Raw genomic sequence first — 24,568 nt, forward strand, 5'->3', positions numbered from 1 at the left:
TCTCGTCTTCTCGTCTTCTCGTCTTCTGGTACTACCCATGCCCGTCCCTCTGCTCGACCTCAAGGCCCAGCACTCGTCGATCCGCGACGAAGTCGTTGCCTCCCTCATGAAGGTGGTCGACGACCAGCTCTTCATCCTCGGCGAGCCGGTCGAGCGACTGGAGCGCATGGTCGCGGAACTGTCGCATTCGGCCCACGCCATTGGGTGCGCCAACGGCACGGATGCCATCCTCCTCGCCCTGCGCGCGCTGGACGTAGGGCGCGGCGACGAGGTCATCACGACCCCGTTCACCTTCTTCGCCACCGCCGGGACGATCCACAACGTGGGGGCGACCCCGGTCTTCGTGGACATCGATCCCCGGACCTACAACATCGATCCCAAGGCCGCGGCCGCCGCGGTTGGAAGCCGGTCGAAGGCGGTTATCCCGGTCGACCTCTTCGGCCAGATGGCGCCTATCGAAGCGGTCCGGGCCGAAATCCCGACCCTCCCCCTCATCGAGGACGCGGCGCAGTCCATCGGTGCGTCGCGCATGATCGACGGGAAGAAGGTGATGGCCGGGGAGGGGGCGACGATCGGGACCTTCTCGTTCTTCCCGTCCAAGAACCTGGGTGGCTACGGCGACGGCGGGATGATGGTGACGCAGGACGAGGCGATCGCCCTGCGGCTCAAGCGCCTGCGCGTGCATGGGGGGGCCAAGCAGTACTTCCACGACGAGGTCGGCTACAACTCCCGCCTCGATGCCCTCCAGGCGGCGGTACTGGTGGCCAAGCTCCCCCACCTGTCGCACTGGAGCGCCGGGCGTCGTGCCAATGCGGCGTACTACGATTCCGCCTTCGCCGACATTCCCGAGATCGTGACGCCGTACATCGATCCGGAGAACGAATCGATCTTCAACCAGTACACGATCCGGGTGGAGCGCCGCGACGCGCTGCAGGCCTTCCTGAAGGAAAAGGGGATCGGATCGGCCATCTACTATCCCCTCCCGCTGCACCTCCAGCCGTGCTTCCAGTACCTGGGGTATCGCGAGGGGCAATGCCCGGTGGCCGAGGCCGCGGCCAAGTCGGTCCTGTCGATCCCGGTCTTCCCGGAGCTGACGAGTGCCCAACTGGACGAGGTAGTCGGCACGGTTCGTGCCTTCTACGGGCGCTAAGCGTCCCTATAAGGATTCTGGGAACTCCCCAACACTGACAGCCATGGGCATGAAAGAACAGCTTCTTACCCGGATCAACGACCGGTCCGCGGTGATCGGGGTCGTTGGACTGGGTTACGTCGGCCTCCCGCTCGCCATGGAGTTCGCGAAGGCGGGCTTCAAGGTGATCGGCTACGACATTTCGACACGCACGTGCGACGGCCTCATGAAGGGGCAGTCGCACATTCAGGACGTTCCCTCGGCCGAAGTCGCCGAGCAGGTCAAGGCCGGGCGATTCGTGGCCACGGATCAGGAGGGGCGCCTCAAGGAGTGCGACGCCATCTCCATCGCCGTCCCGACGCCGCTGTCGAAGACGCGCGACCCGGACATGAGCTTCGTGCAGGCCGCCACCGAGGCGATCGCCCGCAACTGCCATCCGGGGATGCTGGTGGTCCTCGAGAGCACGACCTACCCCGGGACGACGCGCGAGGTCATGCAGCCGCGCATCGAGGCCCAGGGGCTCAAGGTCGGCCGGGACGTCTTCCTGGCGTTCAGCCCGGAGCGCGTCGATCCGGGGAACCCCAAGTGGCACACCAAGAACACCCCGAAGGTGGTTGGCGGTGTGACCCCCGAGTGCGTCGAGGTGGCGAGCGCCCTGTACGGCTCCTGCATCGACACGATCGTCCCGGTCTCGAGTGCCGAGGCGGCGGAGCTGGTGAAGCTGCTCGAGAACACCTTCCGCGCGGTGAACATCGGGCTCGTGAACGAGATGGCGATCGTCTGCGACAAGCTCGGCGTCAACGTCTGGGAAGTGATCGATGCGGCGGCCACCAAGCCGTTCGGCTACATGAAGTTCACGCCGGGCCCCGGCATCGGCGGCCACTGCATCCCGCTCGACCCGCACTACCTCGCGTGGAAGATGCGCATGCTGAACTACAAGACGCGCTTCATCGACCTGGCGAGCGAGATCAACTCGGAAATGCCGGAGTACGTGGTGCGCAAGGTGGCGCGGGCGCTCAACACGGACCGCAAGGCGGTCAACGGCTCGCACATCCTCATCCTCGGCATCGCGTACAAGAAGGACATCGATGACATGCGCGAGAGCCCGGCGTTCGACGTGATGCGCCTGCTCGAGGAGCGTGGGGCGATCGTCGACTACCACGATCCGTACGTTCCGCGCTTCCAGGAGCATGGCCATTCGCGCGCGGGGGTCCCGCTCACGAAGGAAGCGCTGGAACACGCCGATGCCGTGGTGATCGTGACGGACCATTCCAACGTCGACTACCAGTTCGTCGTGGATCACGCGGGGCTGGTCGTGGACACGCGCAACACGACGGGGAAGACGAAGCAGTCGAAGGCGCGAATCGTCCCGCTCTCCAAGCTGAGCGAGGGGATTCCGGAGGGCGAGCTGGCGCACCTGTAGGCCAGGACGGGAGTCGGGAGGCAGGGGCTCGGTGCACGGGCGCGAGGACCTCGCGCGTCGGCGCCGGAATTGCTCCAGTCTCCCGCTTCCGTATCGGGTTCGAACACTAGGATTTCGAGGATCGCGTGAACATTACGGTTGTCGGGTCGGGGTACGTCGGGCTGGTCGTGGGGGCGTGCCTGGCCGAGACGGGGAACGATGTGGTCTGTGCGGACGTCGACGCCAACAAGATCGACGCACTCACGCGCAGCGAGATCCCGATCTACGAACCGGGGCTCGAGCAGCTGGTCGAGCGGAACCAGAAGCAGGGGCGCCTGCACTTCACGACCGACGTTGGCAGCGCAATCGCGCATGGCGAGGTCGTCTTCATCGCCGTCGGCACCCCGCCGGATGAGGATGGCTCGGCCGACCTCCGCCACGTCCTCGACGTGGCCGAGCAGATCGGGAAGCACATGTCGCGCGAGATGATCGTCGTGACCAAGTCGACGGTCCCGGTGGGGACGGCGGCGAAGGTGCAGGCGGCGGTGTCGAAGCACGCGCGCCTGCCGTTCCACATGTGCTCCAACCCCGAGTTCCTCAAGGAAGGGGCTGCGGTCGACGACTTCCTCAAGCCGGACCGCGTCGTGCTGGGCGTCGAGACCGACCACGCGCGAAGTGTCATGGCGGAGCTCTACGCGCCGTTCGTGCGCACCGGGAAGCCGATCATCTTCATGGACATCGCCTCGGCCGAGATGACGAAGTACGCGGCCAACGCGATGCTCGCGACGCGCATCTCGTTCATGAACGAGATCGCGAACCTGTGCGAGAAGGTGGGGGCCGAGGTCGACCTCGTGCGCAAGGGGATCGGCTCCGACTCGCGGATCGGGCCGTCCTTCCTCTTTCCGGGGCCGGGCTACGGGGGCTCGTGCTTTCCCAAGGACGTGAAGGCGCTGCTGCGCACCGCGACCGAGTACGGCATGCCCTTGCGCGTGCTGGACGCGGTCGAGGAGGCCAACGATCGGCAGAAGGAGCGCCTGTTCGAGAAGTTGCAGGTGGCGGTGGGGGGCGACCTGAACGGGCTGCACGTGGCCGTCTGGGGACTCGCCTTCAAGGCCAACACCGACGACATGCGCGAGTCGCCGTCGCTGGTCCTCATCGAGCGGCTGCTCGAGTCGGGCGCGACGGTCACGGCGCACGACCCTGCGGCGATGCACGAGGCGCAGCGGCGCCTCGGCGATCGCGTGACGTTCGCCGAGAGCAACTACGAAGCGTTGAAGGATGCCGACGCCCTCGTGGTCGTCACCGACTGGAACGAGTATCGCCACCCCGACTTCAACCGGATGAAGGCCTCGCTGCGTCGCCCCATCGTGATTGACGGCCGCAACCTCTACGAACCGACGAAGATGCGCGCGTTAGGCTTCACGTACTCCTCCGTCGGGCGGTCGCGCTGATGCGCGTCCTCATCACGGGAGCCGCCGGCTTCCTCGGCTCGCACCTCACCGACCGGTTCCTGCGCGACGGGCACTCGGTAGTGGGGTTGGACAACTTCATCACGGGCAATCCCGACAACATCGCGCACCTGGCGGGGCACGAGCGTTTCGAGTTCGTGCGGCACAACATCTCCACCTACACGTACGTCGCCGGCCCGCTCGACGGCGTGCTGCACTTTGCCTCGCCGGCCAGCCCGATCGACTATCTCGAGCACCCGATTGCCACGCTCAAGGTGGGAGCGTTGGGCACCCACAACGCGTTGGGGTTGTGCAAGGCCAAGGGGGCGCGGTTCTTCCTCGCCTCCACCTCCGAGGTCTACGGCGATCCGCTCGTGCACCCGCAGCCGGAGAGCTACTGGGGCAACGTGAACCCCATCGGTCCGCGCGGGGTGTACGACGAGGCCAAGCGTTTTGCCGAGGCGATGACGATGGCGTATCATCGGGCGCACGGCGTCGATACGCGCATCGTCCGCATCTTCAACACCTACGGCCCCCGCATGCGGCCCCACGACGGGCGCGTCGTCTCCAACTTCATCGTGCAGGCGCTCAAGGGTGAGCCACTCACGATGTACGGCGACGGGAGCCAGACCCGCTCGTTCTGCTACGTCGACGACGAAGTGGAGGGGATCTACCGCCTCTTCATGCACGGCGATTCGCAGCCGACCAACATCGGCAACCCGCACGAGTTCTCCGTCCGGCAGTTGGCGGAGATCGTCCTGGAGCTCACCGGATCGGCATCGCCGCTGGCCTTCAAGGAGCTCCCCGAGGACGACCCCAAGGTCCGGAAGCCGGACATCACGCGCGCCCGGACGATGCTGGGGTGGGAGCCGGCGGTGGACCTGCGCGAGGGAGTGCGCCGCACGATCGCCTACTTCCAGAAGGTGCTGCAGCTGTAGTTCTGGTCCGCCCGCCCTCGGATCCGTCGGGGGGCGGGGGGACCCCGCTCGGCCTCCCCGCGGGCGCAAACGCCGACATCCCCACAAGCGATGTCGGCGCATTATCTTACCCGGCTCCGCGGGCATCGGCGCACGTGCCGCATCCGCGAACCGAACGCCATTCGCCGGGTATTCAACCCGCTATGCACTTTTCGCGCACCTTCCGGCTCGCTGTCACCGCGCTCGGCGTCGCCGCAGTTTCGGCGTGCTCCGCCGGGTTCAAGCTGAGTCGATACGGGACCAACGAGAGTCTCTTCAACGCGGCGCTCGGGGAGTTCAACAAGAAGAAGTGGGATCACGCGGTGACGGCGTTCGAGAAGCTGACGTTCGACCTGCCGGCCCGCGACTCGCTCCTCCCGCTCGCCCACTGGTACCTCGCCAAGTCCCACGCCGGACGAAAGGAACACCTCCTCGCGGCGCAGGCGTACAACCGGCTCGCGGAGTCGTTCGCCACCGACTCGCTCGCGGACGATGCGATGTACGAGGCGGCGCGTGAGTTCCAGAAGATGTGGCGGCGCCCCACGCTCGATGCGAACTACGGCGAGCAGGCGCTCTCGGCCTACCAGTCGCTTCTGGGGCTGTATCCGGACACCGACAAGAAGGACCTGGCGACCGCCGCCGTCGACAAGTTGCAGGAGTGGTTCGCCGCGAAGGACTACGAGAGCGGCATGTACTACTACCGGCGCAAGGCGTTCGACTCGGCCATCATCTACTTCAAGGATGTGGTGAAGAACTACCCACAGACCCTGATGGCCAAGGAGGCGTACCTGCGGCTGGCGTCGTCGTACGACGCGATTCGCTACCGCGAGGACAAGCAGGAGGTCTGCGCGACGCTGTTCCAGCGGTATCCGGGCGACAAGGAGGTCGCGGTCGCCTGCGGCGCCCCGACGCCGACGGTCACGCAGAGCCCCAAGCCCGACAGCACGGCCCGCCGCGACTCGCTCTGAGCCGTGCGCATCGGGCTCTTCGGCGGGACCTTCGATCCGCCGCATCACGGGCACCTGCTGGCCGCGTCGGACGCCTTCGAAGCGCTGGCGCTCGATCGCTTGATCTGGATCCCGGCGGCCGAGCAGCCCTTGAAGCAGGGGACGCAGTCTGCCTCGGCGGCCGACCGGCTCGCGATGGTGCGCCTTCTTGTCGGCGATGATGCCCGCTTCGCGGTCGATCCGATCGAAATCGAGCGGGCCGGGTTATCTTACACGGTTGAGACGGTCGAGGCCCTCAGGGGACGATTTCCGGGGGACGAACTCGTCCTTCTGCTGGGGACCGACGTGCTGGCGACCTTTGCCCGGTGGCGCGAGCCGCGGCGGATCGCGTCGTTGGCGCGAGTGGCGATCCTGCATCGGGCAGTGAACGGGGGGGCTGTCGAAAAGGCAGCGGTGGTTGGCGCCGTCCGTGCTGTGACGGGCGACGACCTTCCAGCCCCTGTCGTGCTGGACACTCGGCGAGTGGATGTCTCGTCGACGGAAATTCGGGAGCGCGCGCGCGACGGGCGTTCCCTTCATGGCTATGTACCCGATGCAGTGGCGCGCTACGTCCGTGAGCACGCGCTGTATCGATAGAGGCGGCGATGCTCAAGGGAATCCTCTCGAAGGTCTTCGGCACCCGGCACGATCGCGAACGTAAGCGCATCCAGCCGATCGTCGATGAGATCAATGCGCACTACGCTCGTCTGCAGTCGGTCTCCGAGGAGGAGCTCCGGGGGCAGACGGCGAAGTTCCGACGGGTCCTTGCCGAGCGCACGGACGCGCTCGAGCAGCGGGTCGCCGAGCTGAAGGAGCTCAAGAAGACGACGAAGGACGCCGCCGAGCGCGAGAAGATCGACCTCGAGTTGGGCGGGGGCGACGGACGCGGCGGCCTGGAGAAAGAGCTGCGCGACGAGATCGCCGAGGTGCTCGACGAGATCCTCCCCGAGGCGTTCGCCACCGCGCGCGAAGCGGCGCGGCGGCTGTGCGGGAGCACGGTGTCCGTCACGGGGCAGGAGCTGGCCTGGGACATGGTGCACTACGACGTGCAGCTCATGGGCGGTATCCAGCTGCACCTCGGGAAGATCGCCGAGATGGCGACGGGTGAAGGGAAGACGCTGGTCGCGACGCTCCCGATGTACCTGAATGCGCTGCCGGGCAAGGGGGCGCACCTGGTGACGGTCAACTCGTACCTCGCCCGCCGCGACTCGCAGTGGATGGGGCATCTCTACGCGTACCTGGGGCTCACCGTCGGCTGCATCGACGACACGGAGCCGGGGTCGCTCGATCGCCGCGCGGCGTACAACGCCGACATCACGTACGGCACCAACAACGAGTTCGGCTTCGACTACCTGCGTGACAACATGGTGTTCTCGCTGGAGCAGCGGGTGCAGCGGGCGCACTGGTACGCGATCGTCGACGAAGTGGACTCGGTCCTCATCGACGAGGCGCGCACCCCGCTCATCATCTCGGGGCCGGTGGGGAATGACGGCGATACGTCGTTCGCGGAGCACAACAACGCGGTGCTTCGGCTGTTTCGTCGCCAGTCCGAGGTGGTCAACCAGCTCGTCGGCGACGCCGAGCGGGCGATGGAGGCGGGCGACAAGGATGCGGCAGCGCTGGCCTTCTTCAAGGCGCAGTTGGGGAGCCCGAAGAACAAGCGCCTGATGAAGGCGATGAACGAGCAGGGGATCAAGCAGCTCACGCAGCGAATGGAGCTGGATTACCTCGCCGATCGCAAGCTCGCCCCCAACAAGCAGCAGTTCCGGGAACTCGAGAACGACCTCTTCTTCGTCCTCGACGAGAAGGGGCACACGGTGCACCTGACGGAAAGCGGGATCGACGAACTGAGCCCGGGCGACCACGACGAGTTCGCGCTCCCCGACATCTCAACCGAGATCCACCGGATCGACCGCGACACCGAGATGTCGCCGCAGGAGAAGCTGGAGGCGCGCCGCACCATCGAGGCGGAGTACGCGATGAAGAGCGAGAAGCTCCACATCGTGCACCAGCTCCTGCGGGCGCATGCCCTGTACGAAAAGGACGTCAACTACGTCGTGCAGGACGCGCAGGTCCTCATCGTCGACGAGTTCACCGGGCGCACGATGCCCGGGCGGCGCTGGTCGGAGGGGCTGCACCAGGCGGTCGAAGCCAAGGAAGGGGTGCAGGTGAAGGGCGAGACGCAGACGCTCGCCACCATCACCATCCAGAACTACTTCCGCATGTACGAGAAGCTCGGCGGCATGACCGGTACCGCCGAGACGGAAGAGACCGAGTTCCACCAGATCTACGGCCTCGAGGTGTCGGTCGTCCCGACCAACCGCGACATCGTACGCGACGACCGGCAGGACCTCATCTACAAGACGCGGCGCGAGAAGTTCAACGCGATCGTCGAGGAGACGCGGCGCCTGCACGACCTCGGCTACCCGGTGCTCGTGGGCACGGTCAACGTCGAGGTGTCGGAGACGCTGTCGCGCATGTTCAAGCGCGCGGGCCTTCCGCACAACGTCCTCAACGCCAAGTACCACCAGCGCGAAGCCGAGATCGTCGCCGGCGCCGGGCAGAAGGGGGCGATCACGATCGCCACCAACATGGCCGGCCGTGGAACCGACATCAAACTCGGCGAAGGGGTCAAGGTCGCGCAGCCGTCGAAGATCAAGGATCCCGACGGCAAGGAACTCGAGATCGAGGAGTGCGGCGGGTTGCACATCATCGGCTCCGAGCGCCACGAGTCGCGCCGTATCGACCGCCAGCTGCGCGGGCGTTCCGGGCGCCAGGGCGACCCGGGGGCGTCGCAGTTCTTCCTGTCGCTCGAAGACGACCTGATGCGCCTCTTCCAGTCCGACCGCATCGCGCGGCTGATGGACCGGTTGGGCGCGCAGGAAGGCGAAGTGCTCACGCACCCGCTGGTGACCCGATCGATCGAGCAGGCGCAGAAGCGTGTCGAGCTGCAGAACTTCCAGGCCCGCAAGCGACTGCTGGACTACGACGACGTGATGAACCAGCAGCGTGAGGTGATCTACTCGCTGCGGTCGTTCGCGCTCGACGGGGGCGAGGAGCTGCGCGGCGAGTCGATCAAGATGGTCGAGAAGGCGATCACGAAGCGCGTGACCGACCTGCTGGCCGAGTATGCCGATGCGACGCAGTGGGACCTGGGACTCGTCAGGCAGGAACTCCTGATGCACTACCTGTTGTCGGTCCCGCAGCTCGAGGGCGAGGATACGCCGACGACGGTGGAGGGCGTCGTGTCGGCGGCGGTGGCGGCGGCCCACGCGGCCTTCGCGATGAAGGAGGAGAGCCTGAACGCGGTGCAGGACGAGGCGGGGCACGGTTTCGCGTCCCGGCTCAACGCGCTGATCATGCTCAACGTCCTGGACGAGAAGTGGAAGGACCACCTCTACGACCTCGACCAGCTGCGCGCGGCGATCCACTACCGCTCGTGGGGACAGAAGGACCCGCTCATCGAGTACAAGCAGGAAGCGTATACGATGTTCGTGGACCTGATGGGCGACATCCACCACACGTTCGCCGAGCGGTTCCTGCGAGCGCAGCTCGTCTTCAATCCGCAGGACTTCATGGGGGGCGACGCGGCGCCCGAGCCCGAGCCCGAGTTGCCGCGCCGACCGACCAAGCGCTACAACGCCCTCGGCATTCTCGAAGACATCGTCGAGGAGCCACTGGTGGTGGAGCCGGAGCCGGAGGCGACCGTACCATCCGAGGATCCGCCCGAGGATGAGGGGGGGACAGTGGAGCAGAAGCCGGTCGTGAAGAGCGATCCCATGGTGGTGGGGGCAGGGCGCGCGCGTTCACTCTCCAGTCTGGCGGGTGGCGCGAGCGGCCCGGTCGACTTCGCAGGAGTGGGTCGCAACGATCCCTGCCCGTGCGGCTCGGGGAAGAAGTTCAAGAAGTGTCACGGCGTGAACGCCTAGCCTCCACGCGTAGCGTCCACGCAGGTCGAAGGGTAGACGATGGGGGCGGCGCCGGTGGCGTCGCCCTTTTTCGCGACCGCTCACTTCGAAGCGGAGGCCGCGCCGTGCTGTGGTTCCGGTACGGGTGCAGTCCGAGGGTGACGCGGGGGGAGGCGAGACGGGCGATCGTCCGGGTCTCACGTTCCCGGAGCGGTCATGCGTGCAAAATCCCTGTCAGTCAGTCACTTACCTCGACAGTCTTCGCCGGTCGCGTTAAGTATCAAGGAGCTACCGGTCGGTGAGCGGCCACGAGAGCGGTTGGCCTCGCATGGGGCGACCCGCTTGAGTGCGATCGAGCTTCTCGCCATTGTGCTTGGGACGGGGCGAGGGGGCCACTCATCGATCGAGACGGCGCACGAGGTCTTGGCGCGCGCTGGGGGGTCGCTTCGTCGGATCGCCTCCGAACCGGTGGCGATGTTGACGGACGTCGCTGGGATCGGTCGCGCGCGGGCGGTAACGATCCATGCGGCGCTCGAACTCGGTCGACGGATGGTGCATGAGACACGTCAGGAGGGGATGGCGGTTCGCTCTCCGCGTGACGTGTACCGGCTCTTCGGGCCCCGCCTCGAGGACCTGCCGGTGGAAGAGTTCCACGTGGCGGTGCTCGATGCACAGCATCGTGTGGAGCGCGACATCACGATTACGCGCGGGATCCTGAATTCCTCGCTGGTGCATCCACGCGAGGTCTTCCGGGAGGCGATCGCTGAGCGGGCGGCGGCGCTGATCCTGGTGCACAATCATCCGAGCGGGGACCCGACACCGTCGCCGGATGATCAGATGGTGACCCAGCAGTTGGTGGCCGCCGGGCGACTGCTGGACATTCCGATTCACGACCACGTGATCGTCGGACGTGGGCGCTACACGAGCTTTGCCGAGGCAGGATTGCTGTGACGTCGACCGCCGCACCCTCCGTTCGCGAATCGCCCCAGTGGTGGCCTTCCGGTGACCCGATCCCGGAGCGCCTGGACCTGGCGCTGCTCACGCGCGCCTACGACTTCTCGGCCAAGGCGCATCAGGGGCAGTTCCGGAAGAACGGCGATCCGTACGTGTCGCACTGCATCGAGGTCGCCAAGATCCTGGCCGACCTGCAACTCGACACCGCGACGGTCGCGAGCGGGTTGATTCACGACGTGGTCGAGGACACGCCGATCACGATCGGTGAGATCGAGAAGGAGTTCGGTCGCGAGGTCTCGCAGATCGTCGACGGGCTGACGAAGATCGGCCACCTGCCGCTCAACTCGAAGGAAGACCGCCAGGTCGAGAACTACCGCAAGTTGCTGGTGTCGATCGCCAAGGACGTGCGGGTGATCATCATCAAGCTGGCCGACCGGCTGCACAACATGCGCACCCTCGACTGGTTGCCGGAGGAGAAGCGCGAGCGGATCGCCCAGGAGACGATGGACCTGTACGCCCCGCTGGCGCACCGCTTCGGGATGGCGCAGGTGAAGTGGGAGCTGGAGGACCTGGCGTTCAAGTACCTCGAGCCGGAGGCGTATCGCACGCTGGCCAAGATGGTCGCGGCCAAGCGCGGGGAGCGAGAGGCGCTCGTGCGCGCGCTCAAGGAGCCGCTGGAGCGGACGCTGGCGGCGGCGGGGATCGCCGACGTGGAAGTCACCGGGCGCCCCAAGCACCTGTGGTCGATCCACAAGAAGATGGAGAAGCGGCAGCGCCCGTACGAGGACATCTTCGACCTGCTGGCGATCCGCGTGCTGGTGAACACGGTCCCCGACTGTTACCACGCGTTAGGCGTGATCCATGACGGGTGGACGCCGGTGCAGGAGCGCATCAAGGACTACATCGCGCAGCCCAAGAGCAACGGCTACCAGTCGCTGCACACGACGATCTTCGGGCCGGGGCGTCAGCTGTACGAGGTGCAGATCCGCACGCGCGACATGCATCGCACGGCGGACTTCGGCATCGCGGCCCACTGGCGCTTCAAGGAGAGCAGCAAGTCGCAGGATGAGCTCGACCGGCACCTCGCCTGGTTCCGGCAGATCCTCGAGTTGCAGCTGGATGCCAAGGACCCGGCCGAGTTCCTGGAGTTCCTGAAGCTCGACCTGTACCAGGACGAGATCTTCGTCTTCACGCCGACGGGCGACGTGATCCAGCTCCCCAAGGGGGCGACGCCGATCGACTTCGCCTTCGGCGTGCATACCGAGATCGGGCTGCACTGCCAGGGGGCCAAGGTCAACGGCAAGATCGCCCCGCTGTCGCGCGAGCTGAAGAATTCGGAGACGGTCGAGATCATGACGTCGCCGAACGCGAAGCCCAATCGCGACTGGCTGGCCCACGTGCGCACGGGACGCGCGCGCCACAAGATCCGGCAGTGGCTGCGGCACGAGGAGGAGCAGTCGTCGGCAAAGATCGGGCAGGAGATCCTCGAGCGCGAGGTGAAGCGCCGTCGGCTGGCGAAGCTCGACGAGTCCCAGCTCGACGCCATCGCCCACACGCTCGGCCTCAACGACGCGCACCACGTGATCGCGTCGATCGGGCAGGGGGACATCAACGTCACGCAGGTCCTCAAGCTGCTCTATCCCGAGTTGGAGTCGCCGGAGCATTCGCCGCGACCCACCGCGATCGAGCGGTTGATGGACCGGGTGCGCGGGACGTCGAAGGGGGTGAAGATCCAGGGGGCCGACGGGCTCATGGTGCGGTACGCCCAGTGCTGCCAGCCCGTCCCCGGCGACCCGGTGGTAGGCTACGTGACGCGCGGGCGCGGCGTGAGCATCCATCGCGCGGACTGCCCCAACCTGTTGCAGCTGATCCACGAGCCGGAGCGCCGGCTGGAAATCGACTGGCAGGAGCAGCCCGGAGAGCGCTTCCTCGTGCGCCTGGCGATCGAGGCCAATGACCGTCGGTCGTTGTACGCCGACATCGCGGCGGCGGTGAGTTCGACCGGGACGGACATCCGTACGCTCGAGCTCAAGAGCGTCGACGGGCGGGTGACCGGCGCGGCTGTGGTCGAGGTCGAGAACCTCTCCCACCTGCAGAAGATCCTGAAGGCGGTGCGGCGGGTGAAGGGGATCAGCGACGTCGCGCGGCGGGAGCACATTCAGACGCAGGGGTAACGGCGGTCGGCCGATCGTGGCGGCGACGGGGGCGAGGCCTCTCGAGGCGCGTTTCGGGTCTTCCCGAAGACAACCCGATAGTGCTAGATTGCCCCCATGTCTTCGCGCGCCGACTTCCGCCTCGAATCGCCGTTTGCCCCCGCGGGTGACCAGCCCAGGGCGATCGCTGAACTGAATGCGGGCCTCGCACGAGGCGACCGCTTCCAGACGCTGCTCGGCGTCACCGGCTCGGGGAAGACGATGACCGTCGCCAACGTCATCGCCGCGCACGGCAAGCCGACGCTCGTCCTGTCGCACAACAAGACGCTCGCGGCGCAGCTCTACGGGGAGCTCAAGTCGTTCTTTCCCAGCAACGCGGTCGAGTACTTCATCTCGTACTACGACTACTACCAGCCCGAGGCCTACGTCCCCTCGACCGACACCTACATCGAGAAGGACGCGTCGATCAACGAGGACATCGACCGGCTGCGGCTGCGGGCCACCTCGTCGCTGATGGAGCGGGACGACGTCGTCATCGTGGCGACGGTCTCGGCGATCTACGGCTTGGGCGATCCGGTCGAGTACAAGGAGCGGATGGTGACGCTGGCCACGGGGCAGCGCATTGCCCGCGACCAGATCCTTCGCCTCCTCGTCGGGATCCTGTATTCGCGCAACGACGTCGCCTTCGAGCGGGGGACGTTTCGCGTGCGCGGCGACACGATCGAAATCCTCCCGGCCTACGAAGAACAGGGGGTGCGTGTCGAGATGTGGGGGGACGAGATCGAGCGCATCTCCAAGATCTCGGCCCTGACCGGCGAGACGATCGCGGTGCTCGACAAGGCGGCGATCTACCCGGCGAAGCACTTCATCACGAACCGCCCGACGCTGGTGAAGGCGGCCGAGTCGATTCGCGCCGAGCTGACGGATCGTTTGATGGTGCTGCGCAACGCGGGGAAGCTGCTCGAGGCGCAACGGCTGGAGTCGCGCACCAACTTCGACCTCGAGATGATGCTCGAGATCGGGACCTGCGCGGGGATCGAGAACTACTCGCGCCACCTCACGGGACGTGCCCCGGGCGAGCGCCCCGCCTGCCTCTTCGACTACTTCCCCGAGGACTTCCTCGTGGTGGTCGACGAGTCGCACGTGACGCTGCCGCAGGTGCGCGGGATGTACAACGGTGACCGGGCGCGCAAGGAAGTGCTGGTGGAGTATGGCTTCCGGCTCCCCAGCGCGCTGGACAACCGGCCGCTGGTCTTCGACGAGTTCCTGACGCTGACGCCGCGCGCCCTGTTCGTGAGCGCGACGCCGTCGGAGCTCGAGTTGCAGCTGTCGGATGGCGTCGTGGTGGAGCAGATCATCCGGCCGACCGGGCTGGTCGATCCGGAGATCGAGGTGCGCCCGGTGCGGGGGCAGGTCGACGACCTGCTCAACGAGATCCGGCTGCGCGAGCGGAAGGGGGAGCGCGTGCTGGTCACGACGCTCACCAAGCGCATGGCCGAGGACCTCACCGACTACCTGGCGCAGACCGGGGTGCGGGTGCGCTACATGCACTCCGACATCGACGCCATCGAGCGCATGGAGATCGTCCGCGGGCTGCGCCTGGGGGAGTTCGACGTGCTGATCGGGATCAACCTGCTGCGCGAGGGGCTCGACATGCCCGAAGTCTCGCTGGTGGCGATCCTCGACGCCGACCAGGAGGGCTTCCTGCGCAGCGACCGGTCGCTGATCCAGACGGTCGGGCGGGCGGCGCGCCACGTGAACGGGCGGGCGATCTTCTACGCCGACCGGATCACCGACTCGATGACGCGCTGCATGGGCGAGACGGGGCGTCGTCGACAGCTGCAAGTGGCGTTCAACACGGCCAACGGCATCGTCCCACGCGGGGTGGTGAAGTCGGTGGATGAGGTGCGCTTCATCACGCGTGTCGCCGATGCCCGCGAGGAGAAGGACGGGAAGGTGCGGAAGGTGGCGGAGGCCAAGGCCACCTATTCGGCGTCCGAGCTGGACGAGATGATCACGCGCCTGGAGCAGGACATGCGCGTGGCGGCCGAGGAGCTGGACTTCGAGGCGGCCGCGCGGCTGCGCGACGAGGTGTTCGAGCTGCGGGCGCGCCGCGACAGCGCCAACGTCTCGCGCAAGCGTGACGCGTTCGCCGACATCCGCGCGAGTCGTTAGGCGTGCTGCGCCTGTCGCTCGGCGAGCTGGAGTCGTGGGGGGAGGCGCTGGGGCGTGGGCTGCGTGCGCCGCGCGTCGTCACCCTCGGCGGCGACCTTGGGGCTGGCAAGACGACGCTCGTCCAGGCGATCTGCCGGGGATACGGCGTGACCGAGCCGGTCACCTCGCCGACCTTTGCGCTGGTGCACGAGTATCGCGGCGGGGAGACGTCGGTGTATCACCTCGACTTGTATCGCCTGCGCGACGCGCGCGACCTGCTGCAGCTGGGATGGGAGGAGATCATGGCGGCCGACGCGCTCATCCTGGTCGAATGGCCGGAGCGCGCCGGCGATGCGCTCCCGCCGGGAGCGCTCCACCTTGTGCTCGCCCACGTGGCGGGAGCGACCGATGTCCGGGACCTGCACGTCGATGGCTGACCTCGTCCTCGTCCTCGAGGCGTCTGCCGGGAGCGGTTCGCTCGCGCTGTTGCGCGGGGAGACCGTGGTGGCTGAGGCAGGGGTCCCGATGCGGGGGCACGACGGGGAGCGCCTGATGCCGACCCTCGTGCAGCTGCTGCACGACAGCGGGGCCGCGACCCACGACCTGCAGCGGATCGTCTGCGGTGCGGGGCCCGGGGGATTCACGTCGCTGCGCATCGCGGCGGCGATCGCCAAGGGACTCGCCGAGTCGTTAGGCGTGGAGTTGTGGGGCGTCTCGTCGCTGGCGCTCCTGGCCGCGGGGGAGCGGGGCGACGAAGGGGAGGCATGGCATCACGAGGCGGCGACAGGAGCGTGGCGGGGGGGCATCGCGCCGGGGCGCGTCGCCGCGACGTGCTGGCCGTGCTCGATGCGTTGCGGGGCGAGTGGTACTCGCAGCGATTCGGCTTCGGCCCGGACGGAACGGTGATGGCGGTGGATGCGCCGATGCGCCGCGATCGTGCCGCGCTGAACGCCGAGGCGGCGGCGCGCGGCGGTGCGCGCATCGTCGGCACGTGGGGCGATTCGTTCGGCGGAGGACGCCATGCGTCGCCCTTGGCGCGCGACGTCGCGCGCCTGCCCAAGGGGCCGCTGCTCCATCCCGTGGACGTCGCCCGCTGGGAGCCCGACTATGGGCGACTCGCCGAGGCACAGGTCAAGTGGGAGCAGGCGCACGGACGGCCGCTCGGGGCGCTGGGATGACGGAGGGCGCGGTCACGGTGCGCGCCGCGACGCTCGCCGATGTCGAGGGGGTCGTCGCGATCGAGCGTGCCGCGTTCTCCGATCCCTGGACGGCCAAGTCGTTTCGTGAGCTGGTGGGGCGGCCGGAGGTCCTCTTCGACGTGGCGGTTCGCCCGCTCGGCGAAGGGGAGGGGGACGAGGTGATCGGCTTCGTGATCGTGTACACCGTCGAGGGCGAAGGAGACCTCGCCAACCTCGCCATCGCAGCGTCGGCGCGCGGCCACGGGGAGGGACGTCGCCTCCTGCGGCACGCGATCCAGGGGGCGGTCGCCCGCGGGGTGCAGCTCCTGTTCCTCGAGGTGCGGGAGTCGAACGAAGCGGCGCGTGCGCTGTACGACTCGGAGGGGTTCATGGAGGTTGGGCGCCGCGCGAAGTACTATGTGCGGCCCGCGGAGGATGCGCTCATTTTGCGAAAGGAACTGCCCTAGCGCACACTTCCGGTACGACGCGGAATAGAATGGTGGCGCCCCCCTCTTGGGGCGTGCATACTGTCCATGGCGAGTCCATCACACTCGCCCAGGAGGAAATGTGAGTCGAAGCCTGAACAAGGTCATGTTGATCGGGAACCTCGGTAAGGATCCCGAGATCAAGTCGGTAGGGAGCGGCGGTCGCGTCGCGGAGTTCTCGCTGGCCACCACGCGCACGTGGAACGGTCCCGGCGGCGATCGGCAGGAGAAGACGGAGTGGCATCGCTGCGTGGCGTGGAACGCGCGCGGCCCCGGCGGCAGCGGGCTCGCCGACATCATCGAGCGCTACGTCCGCAAGGGCGATCGCCTGTACGTCGAGGGGAGCATCGAGTATCGCCAGTGGACCGACAAGGAAGGGCAGACGCGCTACACCACCGAGATCCGCGTGCGTGACATGGTCATGCTGAGCGGGAAGAGCGGTGGGGAAGGCGGCGGTGGCGGCGGTGAGTACAACGGCGGCGGGCGTTCGCGTTCCGCGGCCCCGGACCGCGCGCGGTCCTCCGCTGGGATGGCCCCGCCGTCCGGTGGCGGCGACGACTTCGAGGACTTCCCGAATGCCCTCGAGACGGATGAGGACGACCTCCCGTTCTGATCGGATGATCGGTGCGTGGCTCGCGACGGGAGCGCTCTTCGCTCCCGTCGCGCTTCACGCCCAAGCGACGCGGGGCGCGACCGATTCCGTGCGCGTTGCCTCGGCGTCCTCGCTGCAGACTCGCCCGGCGACAGGGGGAGGCGCGGCACGCACGCACGTCGTCGCCGAAGGGGAGACACTCTGGAGCCTGGCGACGCGCTATCTGGGCGACGGGCATCGATGGGAGGAGATCGCGGCGCTCAACCGCTCCGTGGTCGCGAGCGCCCGCGCCCTTCCCGCCGGAACGCGCCTCATCCTCCCCGGCGACGCGGCAGATGCGCTCCCCACCAAAGTGTCGAACGGTGTCGCCGAACTCCCCAAGGAGGGCGGAGCCTCGCTCGACGAGTTCTACGCGCGCTTCGCCGGCCGGACGGTCTTCTTCGGCGTCCAGCGCTCGACCGCGGTATTGGTTCCGCCACCCACGCTGGGGCTTCAGTCGGCAGGCGCCGGGAGCGAACCCTCGGTGGTGCGAGCGGCGCCCGCGGCTGAAGGCGTCAAGAACGCCGTCGGAGGCACTGTCGCGGGGGCAGGGGGGGCGAAGGGGGGCGCTCCTGCGCGAGCGGCTCTCCGCGCCGTGGCTCGACGACGATACGGTCGAAGAGCGCGCGGGCGCCGTGCGTCGTCGGCTCGATGTCCCGGCCGTCGCGGGGAATGCGGGGGGGCGCGAGTTGCACCTGTACGATCGCGTGTCGCTCTCGGCGCCGAGGGACGAGCCCGCGCGGGAGGGGCGCGAGTACCTCGCGATCTCGCTCGGCGACTCCATCGCGGGGGTAGGGCGGGTCGTCCTCCCCTTGGGGGTGGTGCGCGTGGTCCGAGCGGATTCGGCGGCGCGGGGGAGCGAGGGGGTGATCGTGGCCAAGTTCGGGACGATCGAGGAAGGCGTGCGCCTGGTCGTGCCGCCGGCGGAAGTGGCCGACCGTGGCGTCGGATCGGCGGATCACGACGCCGGTGCGAGCGGGGCGGTCGTCGCCGTGATCGACGGCGCGGTACTGCCCACCCTTCAGCACATGGTGCTGGTCGATGTCGGTGCGGCGCGAGGTGTTCGCGCCGGCGACCGCGTGACCTTCTACCGCGATCTCGAGGCGAGAGATCGCGAGGCGACGTCGGGCGAGGTCGCGCAGGGAATTGTGATGCGCGTCTCGTTGCGCGGCGCGAGCGCGCTGATCGTTCGGCAGTCGCAGCCGGCGCTGGGCGAGGGGACCCCCGTCCGGGTTGCCCGTCCGCTCCCCTGAGGGGTGCCCGCGAGGTTACATTGTGCGCGAAGCTCGCGTCCCATGCACGCCGACGACGAGATGTTAGGCTACGGCGCTGGGGAATCCCCGGCGCCGTTTGTCTAGCCGCCGGGTCGTCGGCGACCGATCGGAGTGTCGCTCGCCGACACACGCGTGGTGCGCCGGCTCGATAGGCCGGCCGTACATCTCTCGAACCCCATGAGGAAAGGATCGCCGTGACGCCACTCGCCCAGCTTCGCGTGCCGTGCGCCGCGGGCCGCCAGCCCGCCGCCCTCCCGCTCACTGCCGGAGCCCGCGCATGAGCCGCCGCGCCCTCGTCTCCGGCGGTGCCGGCTTCATCGGCTCGCACGTCACCGAGCTGCTCCTCAGTCGCGGCTATCACGTCGACATCGTCGACAATCTCTCGTCAGGCAAGCGCGAGAACGTCCCGGCCGGTGCCACGTTGCACGTGGCGGACATCGGGTCGGCTGACGCGGCGGCGCTGGTGCGCGGCGGGCGCTACGACGTCCTCTGCCACCTCGCGGCGCAGATCGACGTGCGCAAGAGCGTGAACGACCCGATGTACGATGCCGGGGTCAACATCGTCGGGACGCTCAACCTGCTCGAGGCGGTGCGCACATCGGGACACCAGACGCGCGTCATCTTCTCGTCGACGGGCGGGGCGATCTACGGCGACTTCGTGAGCGTGCCCACGGTGGAGTCGATGCCCAAGGATCCGCAGTCGCCGTACGGGATCGCGAAGCTGTCGGTGGAGTACTACATGGGGTATTACGCGCGCATTCACGGGCTCGACACCGTGGCGCTGCGCTACGCGAACGTCTACGGTCCGCGCCAGGATCCGCACGGCGAGGCGGGGGTCGTGGCGATCTTCTGCAACCGCATCCTGAAGGGAGAGGCGCTCACGGTGTTCGGCGAGGGGCTGCAGACGCGCGACTACGTGTATGCCGGCGACGTGGCGCGCGCCAACCTGGCCGCCGCCGAGGCGACGCTCCCCGCCGCCGCGCAGGTCGACGTGCGAGCCTACAACGTGGGAACCGGCGTCGAGACGACGGTGCTCGACCTCGCCGCGGCGCTGCAGGGGGCCGCCGGCTCCAACGTTCCGGTGCAGCACGCCCCGGCGCGCCTGGGCGAACAGCAGCGCTCCTCGGTCAACATCGACAAGGCCGCGCGCGAACTGGGCTGGCGGCCCGAGATGACGCTCGCCGAAGGGACGCGACGCACGTTCGAGTACTTCGCGGCCAAGGCGCGCGGGGGCGCGGCGTGACCTGGGCGCCCCTGGCGCAGATGGGGGGGGCGGTTCCCACCTCGGCGTGGGACCTCCTCCTCTCGACCGACCCGGTCACCAAGGCGGTCCTGGGGGTCCTCGCGGTGCTGTCGCTGGTGAGCTGGACGATCGTCCTGGCCAAGTGGCGCGAGTTCGGTCGCGTCACGCGTGCGTCGCGAATCTTCATGGACGGCTTCGACAAGGCCAAGGGGCTCTCCGACGTGGCGGCGCTCGCGCGCAAGGGCGGGGCGAGCCCGTTTGCCCATGTGCTGGATCGGGCGGAGCGCTTCATGTCCGACACGCGTCCGGCGATGGCGGCCACGACCGACCGCACGGCGCGTTTCAGCGCGTCGCAACTCGAGGCGTTGCGCCTGGTGCTCGACTCGCAGGCCGAGGCGGAGCGTGACACGCTGGCGCACTACGTCCCGTGGCTGGCGACGATCGGCTCGGCGTCGCCGCTGATCGGGCTGTTCGGGACGGTGCTCGGCATCATTCAGTCGTTTGTCGGCATCGCGACCAGTGGATCGGGCAGCGTGGCCTCGGTTGCCCCTGGTGTCGCCGCGGCCCTCACCGCCACGGCGGCGGCGCTCGCCGTCGCCATTCCCGCGGTCTTCGCGTACAACATCTTTGCCAATCGGCTGAATCGCATCGAAGGGGAACTCGAGGGATTCGGCTCGGAACTCATCGCCCTGCTGGTGCGCGAGGAGCGCATCTAGCCGTCGATGGCGCGCCGACGGGGCGAGCGCACGCCGCTCAACGCCGAGATCAACGTGGTGAGCCTCATCGACGTGATGATGCTCCTCCTGGTGATCTTCATGATCACGGCGCCCATGATGCAGGGCGGCGTCGACGTGCAGCTGCCGAAGGGTGAGGCCCGCGCGCTCGAGCCCAAGAGCGGACTCGTGGTCACGATCGACCGGAAAGGGAACGTCTTCGTCGACGAGACGAGGATGACGTTCGAGGAATTCAGCGCGGCCTACACCGCGCTGTCGGAACAGCGCGGGAAGCGCGGCGTCTACCTGCGGGCCGACGCCTCCGTGCCGTACGGCGTGGTCGCCCGTGTCCTCGGCGTGATGGTCAAGGCCGGGACGAGTGGTGTGGGGATGGTGGTGGAGCCGGAGAAGCCGTGACCGATCGCGCGAGAATGCCGACTGACCGTGCACCGGTACCGGGGGCGTGACGACGCGCACCCGACGCGCGGGGATGGGGCTTCCCGCCACGGTCTCCCTGGTCCTGCACCTCTCACTGGTGGTGCTGGCGGTCGTCGTGGCCCGGGACAAGCCGCTGGCCCTTCCGCCCGTGTACCAGGTGGACCTGATCGCCGCACCACCCGGACCGCGGGCGATCGGGCAGGTGTCGGAACAGGCGGCGGCGCCGGCGGCGGAAACGCCGCCGCCCAAGCGCGCCGAGGCGCCTGACGAGACCCCGGTGCCGATGAAGAAGGCGCCGCGCAAGCCGGCCCCGGTCAAGTCGACGCCGGTGCCTAACGCCAAGCCCGGACAGACGCGCAACACGCCGGCCCCGAAGGCGGGCGGCGGGGCCGAGGGGGGGAGGGGGACCGACGTCGCGAACGTCAGCGTGCAAGGGATCCCGTTTCCCTATCCGGGTTATCTGGAGAACATCGTCCGCCAGATCGCCCTGCGCTTCAAGCCGCGCGCCGGACAGACGCTGGTGGCCGAAGTGCTCTTCTTCATCCGACGGGACGGCAGCATGAACGGCTTCCAGTTCCGTCGTCGGTCGGGATCGTACGAGTTCGACCTCGAGGCCCAGGGGGCGGTAGAGGCCGCGGCGCGCTCCGGCGCGTTCGGTCCGCTCCCGGATGGATTCAGGGACGATGTCCTGACGGTTATTTTCAGCTTCGATCCGCAACTCATCCGCTGATGTCACTGCTGCGCCGTCGTGCGCCTTCGCTCGTCCCTCTCCTGGCCCTCGTGGCCGCGCTCGGAGCCTCGCTCTGTGCGCCGCTCACCGCGCCACTTCGCGCGCAGGACACCACTGTCGCGGGCGTGCGCATCGGGCTGGTCTACGCCGGCGCGCGTCCCGGCGTCCTCGTGCTCCCGGTCGATGGCACGGCGGGCGATTCGATTCGCGCGATCCTGCAGCGCGATTTCCAGCACGGCGATCGCATCGACGTCGTTGCCCTCGCCCCCTCGGCGATCCCGCCGTTCGGCAACGGGACGACGGCGAAGCCAAACTACGCGTTGTTCACGCGCCTGGGCGCGGCGGCCATCCTGCAGGTCACGCCGACCTCGTTCGGCATCCAGGTCGCCGTGCATAACGCGGCCAAGGGGGTCGTCGAGCGCGCGAAGGCCTTTCCGCTGCCGGCCGGAGCGCTCTCCGCCGACTGGCGCCTCGCGCTGCACGCGGTAGCGGACGAAATCGAGCAGTGGATCACGGGCGTGCGCGGCGTCGCGGCCACGCGGATCCTGTACGTGAGTGGGGGGCGCGTCTGGCAGGTCGACAGCGACGGGGCCAATGCGCTCGCAATCACCTCGGGGGGGACGGCGATGTCGCCCGTCTGGCACCCCAAGGCATCGCACATTGCGTACATGACGATGGGGCCCACGGGGCAACAGATCGTGGTCCGCGAGATTGGCGGGGCGACGCGGGTCCTGCCGACGCGCGCGGGGCTCAACATGACGCCGACCTTCGCCCCCGACGGCTACACGCTCGCCTACGCGCATGGCGGGGAGTCGGGGACCGACCTGTACGCCACGAACGCCTTCGGCACCGACCCGGCCCGACGCATCACGGTGGGACGCGGGAGCGACAACACCCAGCCGAGCTTCTCGCCCGATGGGCGTCGCCTCGCCTTCACGTCCGGAAGGCTGGGCCATCCCGAGGTGTATATTTCCGACGCCGATGGGACCAACGCCGACCTGCTGACGCGCGACTATGTCGACCAGCCGTATCGCGCCAATCCCGACTGGTCGCCCGACGGACGTCTCATCGCCTTCGAGGCGCAGCTTGGCGGCCGCATGCAGGTGATGTCGATCTCCCTTCGAGACCGTCTCGTCAAGCGGCACACGAGCGAAGGGGCGAACGAACAGCCATCGTGGGCGCCGGATTCGCGCCACGTGGTCTTCACCTCCGATCGCGGGGGCTCGCGGCAGTTGTGGGTCCTCGATGTGGAATCGAACACCGTTCGACAGTTGACGCGCGCCCCTGCCGGGGCGCGATTTGGTGCGTGGTCACCGCCGCTGCTTCGTACTCGCTGAACTCATACCCCACCTCCCCCAGCCCCAGCGAAAGGAACCTGTCATGACTCGTGGATCTCGCGTACTCGCCCTGTCGGTCTTCGCCCTCGCCGCCGTCTCCGCTTGCCGCAAGAAGCCGGAGACGACGCCGACGCCTGGCGCTGGCCCGACGCCGTCCCCGACGTGCGACCAGCGTTGCCGCGACAGCATCGCCCTGCGTGAGAAGCGCGTGGCCGACTCCATCGCCGCGGCCAATGCGGCGGCCGAGAAGGCGGCGTACGAGCGCGCCATCGCGGCGACCAAGGCGGCGCTCGCCGCCCCGGTGTACTTCGAGTATGACTCGGACGAGCTCTCGAGCGACGCACGGGCGACGCTGGACGCGAAGCTGCCGATCTTCCGTGCCAACCCGTCGCTGCGCATCCGGGTGGCGGGCCACACCGACGAGCGCGGCTCGGACGAGTACAACCTCGCGTTAGGCCAGCGGCGTGCCGCGGCGGTCAAGCGCTACCTCTCCGACCAGGGGATCGACGGCGGGCGCTTCGAGATCGTCTCGTTCGGCGAGGAACGCCCGGCGGTGACGGACGCGAACGAGGAGTCCTGGCGCATGAACCGCCGCGCCGAGTTCGAGATCATCGCCGGCGGCGACGCCCTCGTCGCGCCCAAGTGATGTCCGGGCGGCTGGTGCGTGCCGTGGCGCCGCTGGCCCTCGTGGTCACGGGGGGCTGCTTCGCCACGCGCAGCGACATGCGGGTGCTCCAGGGCGACATCCTGAACTTTCGCACCGAAGCCGCCCGCGCCGATTCGGCCCGGGCGCGCCAGGTGGCGGCGGTGGCCGCGGCGTTAGGCACGGTGGCGGACTCGGTGCGGGCGGCGAGCGACCGGCTCGCCCGCTTCCAGGGCGACACGCGTGGCGACCTGCGCAGCATCCAGCAGCAGCTGCTGCAGGTGCAGGAGCTCACCGGCCAGAGCCAGCGCCGCCTGCAGGAGTTGCGGGCGGAGATGGAGGCTCGGCCGCCGCAGGCGGTGGTGCCGCCGGTCGCCCCGGTGCCGGGGGACACGGCCGCCGCTGCCCCGGTCCAGGCCGCCCCGGGGCCGAACCAATTGTACCAGCTGGCGTATGATCAACTGCGGCGCGGGAGCTATTCCGCGGCGCGCGCCGGCTTCGAGGAACTGCTCCGGCTCTATCCCACCTCGGAACTGGCCCCGGACGCCCAGATCAACATCGCCGAGTCGTTTGCGGCGGAAGGGACGAACAGCGCGGCCGATTCCGCCTACGCGGCGGTCGTCGCCAAGTATCCCCGCTCGACGCGCGCGGCAACGGCGCTGTACAAGCTGGCGCTCTCCATGGCGCGCCAGGGGAAGCGCCCCGATGCGCGGAGCGCGATGGATCGCGTGGTGCGCGAGTATCCGCAGTCGGACGAGGCTGATCTCGCCCGCGAGTGGCTGCGCACGAATCGATAGGAGCGGACA

At 68.3% G+C, this 24,568-nt stretch carries 23 protein-coding genes; all 23 read left to right on the forward strand.

The features are described 5' to 3' along the window. Positions 1 to 37: 37 nt before the first annotated feature. The 23 genes from IPN47_01925 to ybgF all read left to right on the forward strand — a co-directional run bounded on the left by IPN47_01925 (position 38) and on the right by ybgF (position 24,559). Positions 38 to 1,150: a DegT/DnrJ/EryC1/StrS family aminotransferase gene (locus IPN47_01925; protein ID MBK9406806.1), complete on the forward strand. Its 1,113-nt coding sequence runs from the start codon at positions 38 to 40 to the stop codon at positions 1,148 to 1,150. 43 nt (positions 1,151 to 1,193) lie between these two features. Beyond that, the gene (locus IPN47_01930; protein MBK9406807.1) at positions 1,194 to 2,552 is read left to right on the forward strand and encodes a nucleotide sugar dehydrogenase; all 1,359 of its coding nucleotides are present in this window, start codon (positions 1,194 to 1,196) and stop codon (positions 2,550 to 2,552) included. 125 nt (positions 2,553 to 2,677) lie between these two features. Then, positions 2,678 to 3,982 carry a UDP-glucose/GDP-mannose dehydrogenase family protein gene (locus tag IPN47_01935; protein ID MBK9406808.1) on the forward strand — a complete coding sequence of 435 codons (1,305 nt, stop codon included), beginning with the start codon at positions 2,678 to 2,680 and terminating at the stop codon, positions 3,980 to 3,982. Next, positions 3,982 to 4,917 carry an SDR family oxidoreductase gene (locus IPN47_01940; protein ID MBK9406809.1) on the forward strand — a complete coding sequence of 312 codons (936 nt, stop codon included), beginning with the start codon at positions 3,982 to 3,984 and terminating at the stop codon, positions 4,915 to 4,917. The genes IPN47_01935 and IPN47_01940 overlap by 1 nt, the downstream gene beginning before the upstream one ends. A 182-nt stretch (positions 4,918 to 5,099) precedes the next feature. After that, positions 5,100 to 5,903, forward strand: coding sequence for an outer membrane protein assembly factor BamD (gene bamD / locus IPN47_01945; GenBank protein ID MBK9406810.1), 804 nt, complete (start codon positions 5,100 to 5,102; stop codon positions 5,901 to 5,903). Between the two features lie 3 nt (positions 5,904 to 5,906). Next, positions 5,907 to 6,518 carry a nicotinate (nicotinamide) nucleotide adenylyltransferase gene (gene nadD / locus IPN47_01950; protein ID MBK9406811.1) on the forward strand — a complete coding sequence of 204 codons (612 nt, stop codon included), beginning with the start codon at positions 5,907 to 5,909 and terminating at the stop codon, positions 6,516 to 6,518. 8 nt (positions 6,519 to 6,526) lie between these two features. After that, a complete protein-coding gene (gene secA, locus IPN47_01955) occupies positions 6,527 to 9,850 on the forward strand; it encodes a preprotein translocase subunit SecA (protein ID MBK9406812.1) in 3,324 nt (1,107 codons plus the stop codon). Positions 9,851 to 10,171: 321 nt separating this feature from the next. After that, complete coding sequence (radC, locus tag IPN47_01960) at positions 10,172 to 10,780, forward strand: DNA repair protein RadC (GenBank protein MBK9406813.1); 609 nt, start codon at positions 10,172 to 10,174, stop codon at positions 10,778 to 10,780. Next, the gene (locus IPN47_01965) at positions 10,777 to 12,957 is read left to right on the forward strand and encodes a bifunctional (p)ppGpp synthetase/guanosine-3',5'-bis(diphosphate) 3'-pyrophosphohydrolase (protein MBK9406814.1); all 2,181 of its coding nucleotides are present in this window, start codon (positions 10,777 to 10,779) and stop codon (positions 12,955 to 12,957) included. The genes radC and IPN47_01965 overlap by 4 nt, the downstream gene beginning before the upstream one ends. Before the next feature lie 96 nt (positions 12,958 to 13,053). After that, the gene (gene uvrB, locus IPN47_01970) at positions 13,054 to 15,111 is read left to right on the forward strand and encodes an excinuclease ABC subunit UvrB (GenBank protein MBK9406815.1); all 2,058 of its coding nucleotides are present in this window, start codon (positions 13,054 to 13,056) and stop codon (positions 15,109 to 15,111) included. Between the two features lie 2 nt (positions 15,112 to 15,113). Then, positions 15,114 to 15,527, forward strand: a complete 414-nt coding sequence (tsaE, locus tag IPN47_01975) for a tRNA (adenosine(37)-N6)-threonylcarbamoyltransferase complex ATPase subunit type 1 TsaE (protein ID MBK9406816.1) — start codon at positions 15,114 to 15,116, stop codon at positions 15,525 to 15,527. After that, positions 15,520 to 15,996, forward strand: coding sequence for a tRNA (adenosine(37)-N6)-threonylcarbamoyltransferase complex dimerization subunit type 1 TsaB (gene tsaB, locus IPN47_01980; protein ID MBK9406817.1), 477 nt, complete (start codon positions 15,520 to 15,522; stop codon positions 15,994 to 15,996). Before tsaE ends, tsaB begins: the two co-directional genes overlap by 8 nt. A gap of 17 nt (positions 15,997 to 16,013) precedes the next feature. Continuing rightward, complete coding sequence (locus tag IPN47_01985; protein MBK9406818.1) at positions 16,014 to 16,268, forward strand: hypothetical protein; 255 nt, start codon at positions 16,014 to 16,016, stop codon at positions 16,266 to 16,268. Next, complete coding sequence (gene rimI / locus IPN47_01990; protein MBK9406819.1) at positions 16,265 to 16,735, forward strand: ribosomal protein S18-alanine N-acetyltransferase; 471 nt, start codon at positions 16,265 to 16,267, stop codon at positions 16,733 to 16,735. The genes IPN47_01985 and rimI overlap by 4 nt, the downstream gene beginning before the upstream one ends. 100 nt (positions 16,736 to 16,835) lie before the next feature. Then, positions 16,836 to 17,366 carry a single-stranded DNA-binding protein gene (locus tag IPN47_01995; GenBank protein ID MBK9406820.1) on the forward strand — a complete coding sequence of 177 codons (531 nt, stop codon included), beginning with the start codon at positions 16,836 to 16,838 and terminating at the stop codon, positions 17,364 to 17,366. Continuing rightward, complete coding sequence (locus IPN47_02000; GenBank protein ID MBK9406821.1) at positions 17,329 to 18,810, forward strand: LysM peptidoglycan-binding domain-containing protein; 1,482 nt, start codon at positions 17,329 to 17,331, stop codon at positions 18,808 to 18,810. The genes IPN47_01995 and IPN47_02000 overlap by 38 nt, the downstream gene beginning before the upstream one ends. A gap of 125 nt (positions 18,811 to 18,935) precedes the next feature. Further along, the gene (locus tag IPN47_02005; protein ID MBK9406822.1) at positions 18,936 to 19,901 is read left to right on the forward strand and encodes a GDP-mannose 4,6-dehydratase; all 966 of its coding nucleotides are present in this window, start codon (positions 18,936 to 18,938) and stop codon (positions 19,899 to 19,901) included. After that, positions 19,898 to 20,617 (forward strand): MotA/TolQ/ExbB proton channel family protein, encoded by a 720-nt coding sequence (locus IPN47_02010; GenBank protein ID MBK9406823.1) that lies wholly within the window; start codon positions 19,898 to 19,900, stop codon positions 20,615 to 20,617. The genes IPN47_02005 and IPN47_02010 overlap by 4 nt, the downstream gene beginning before the upstream one ends. A gap of 6 nt (positions 20,618 to 20,623) precedes the next feature. Beyond that, entirely contained in the window at positions 20,624 to 21,031 is a 408-nt protein-coding gene (locus IPN47_02015; protein MBK9406824.1) for a biopolymer transporter ExbD, read from the forward strand. 46 nt (positions 21,032 to 21,077) lie between these two features. Then, complete coding sequence (locus IPN47_02020) at positions 21,078 to 21,782, forward strand: TonB C-terminal domain-containing protein (protein ID MBK9406825.1); 705 nt, start codon at positions 21,078 to 21,080, stop codon at positions 21,780 to 21,782. Beyond that, the gene (locus IPN47_02025; GenBank protein ID MBK9406826.1) at positions 21,782 to 23,119 is read left to right on the forward strand and encodes a PD40 domain-containing protein; all 1,338 of its coding nucleotides are present in this window, start codon (positions 21,782 to 21,784) and stop codon (positions 23,117 to 23,119) included. Before IPN47_02020 ends, IPN47_02025 begins: the two co-directional genes overlap by 1 nt. 43 nt (positions 23,120 to 23,162) lie before the next feature. Further along, entirely contained in the window at positions 23,163 to 23,765 is a 603-nt protein-coding gene (locus IPN47_02030) for an OmpA family protein (protein ID MBK9406827.1), read from the forward strand. After that, positions 23,765 to 24,559 carry a tol-pal system protein YbgF gene (ybgF, locus tag IPN47_02035; protein MBK9406828.1) on the forward strand — a complete coding sequence of 265 codons (795 nt, stop codon included), beginning with the start codon at positions 23,765 to 23,767 and terminating at the stop codon, positions 24,557 to 24,559. The genes IPN47_02030 and ybgF overlap by 1 nt, the downstream gene beginning before the upstream one ends. Positions 24,560 to 24,568: the final 9 nt, after the last annotated feature.

The organism is Gemmatimonadota bacterium, from assembly GCA_016719105.1.
Taxonomy (GTDB): Bacteria; Gemmatimonadota; Gemmatimonadetes; order Gemmatimonadales; family Gemmatimonadaceae; genus SCN-70-22.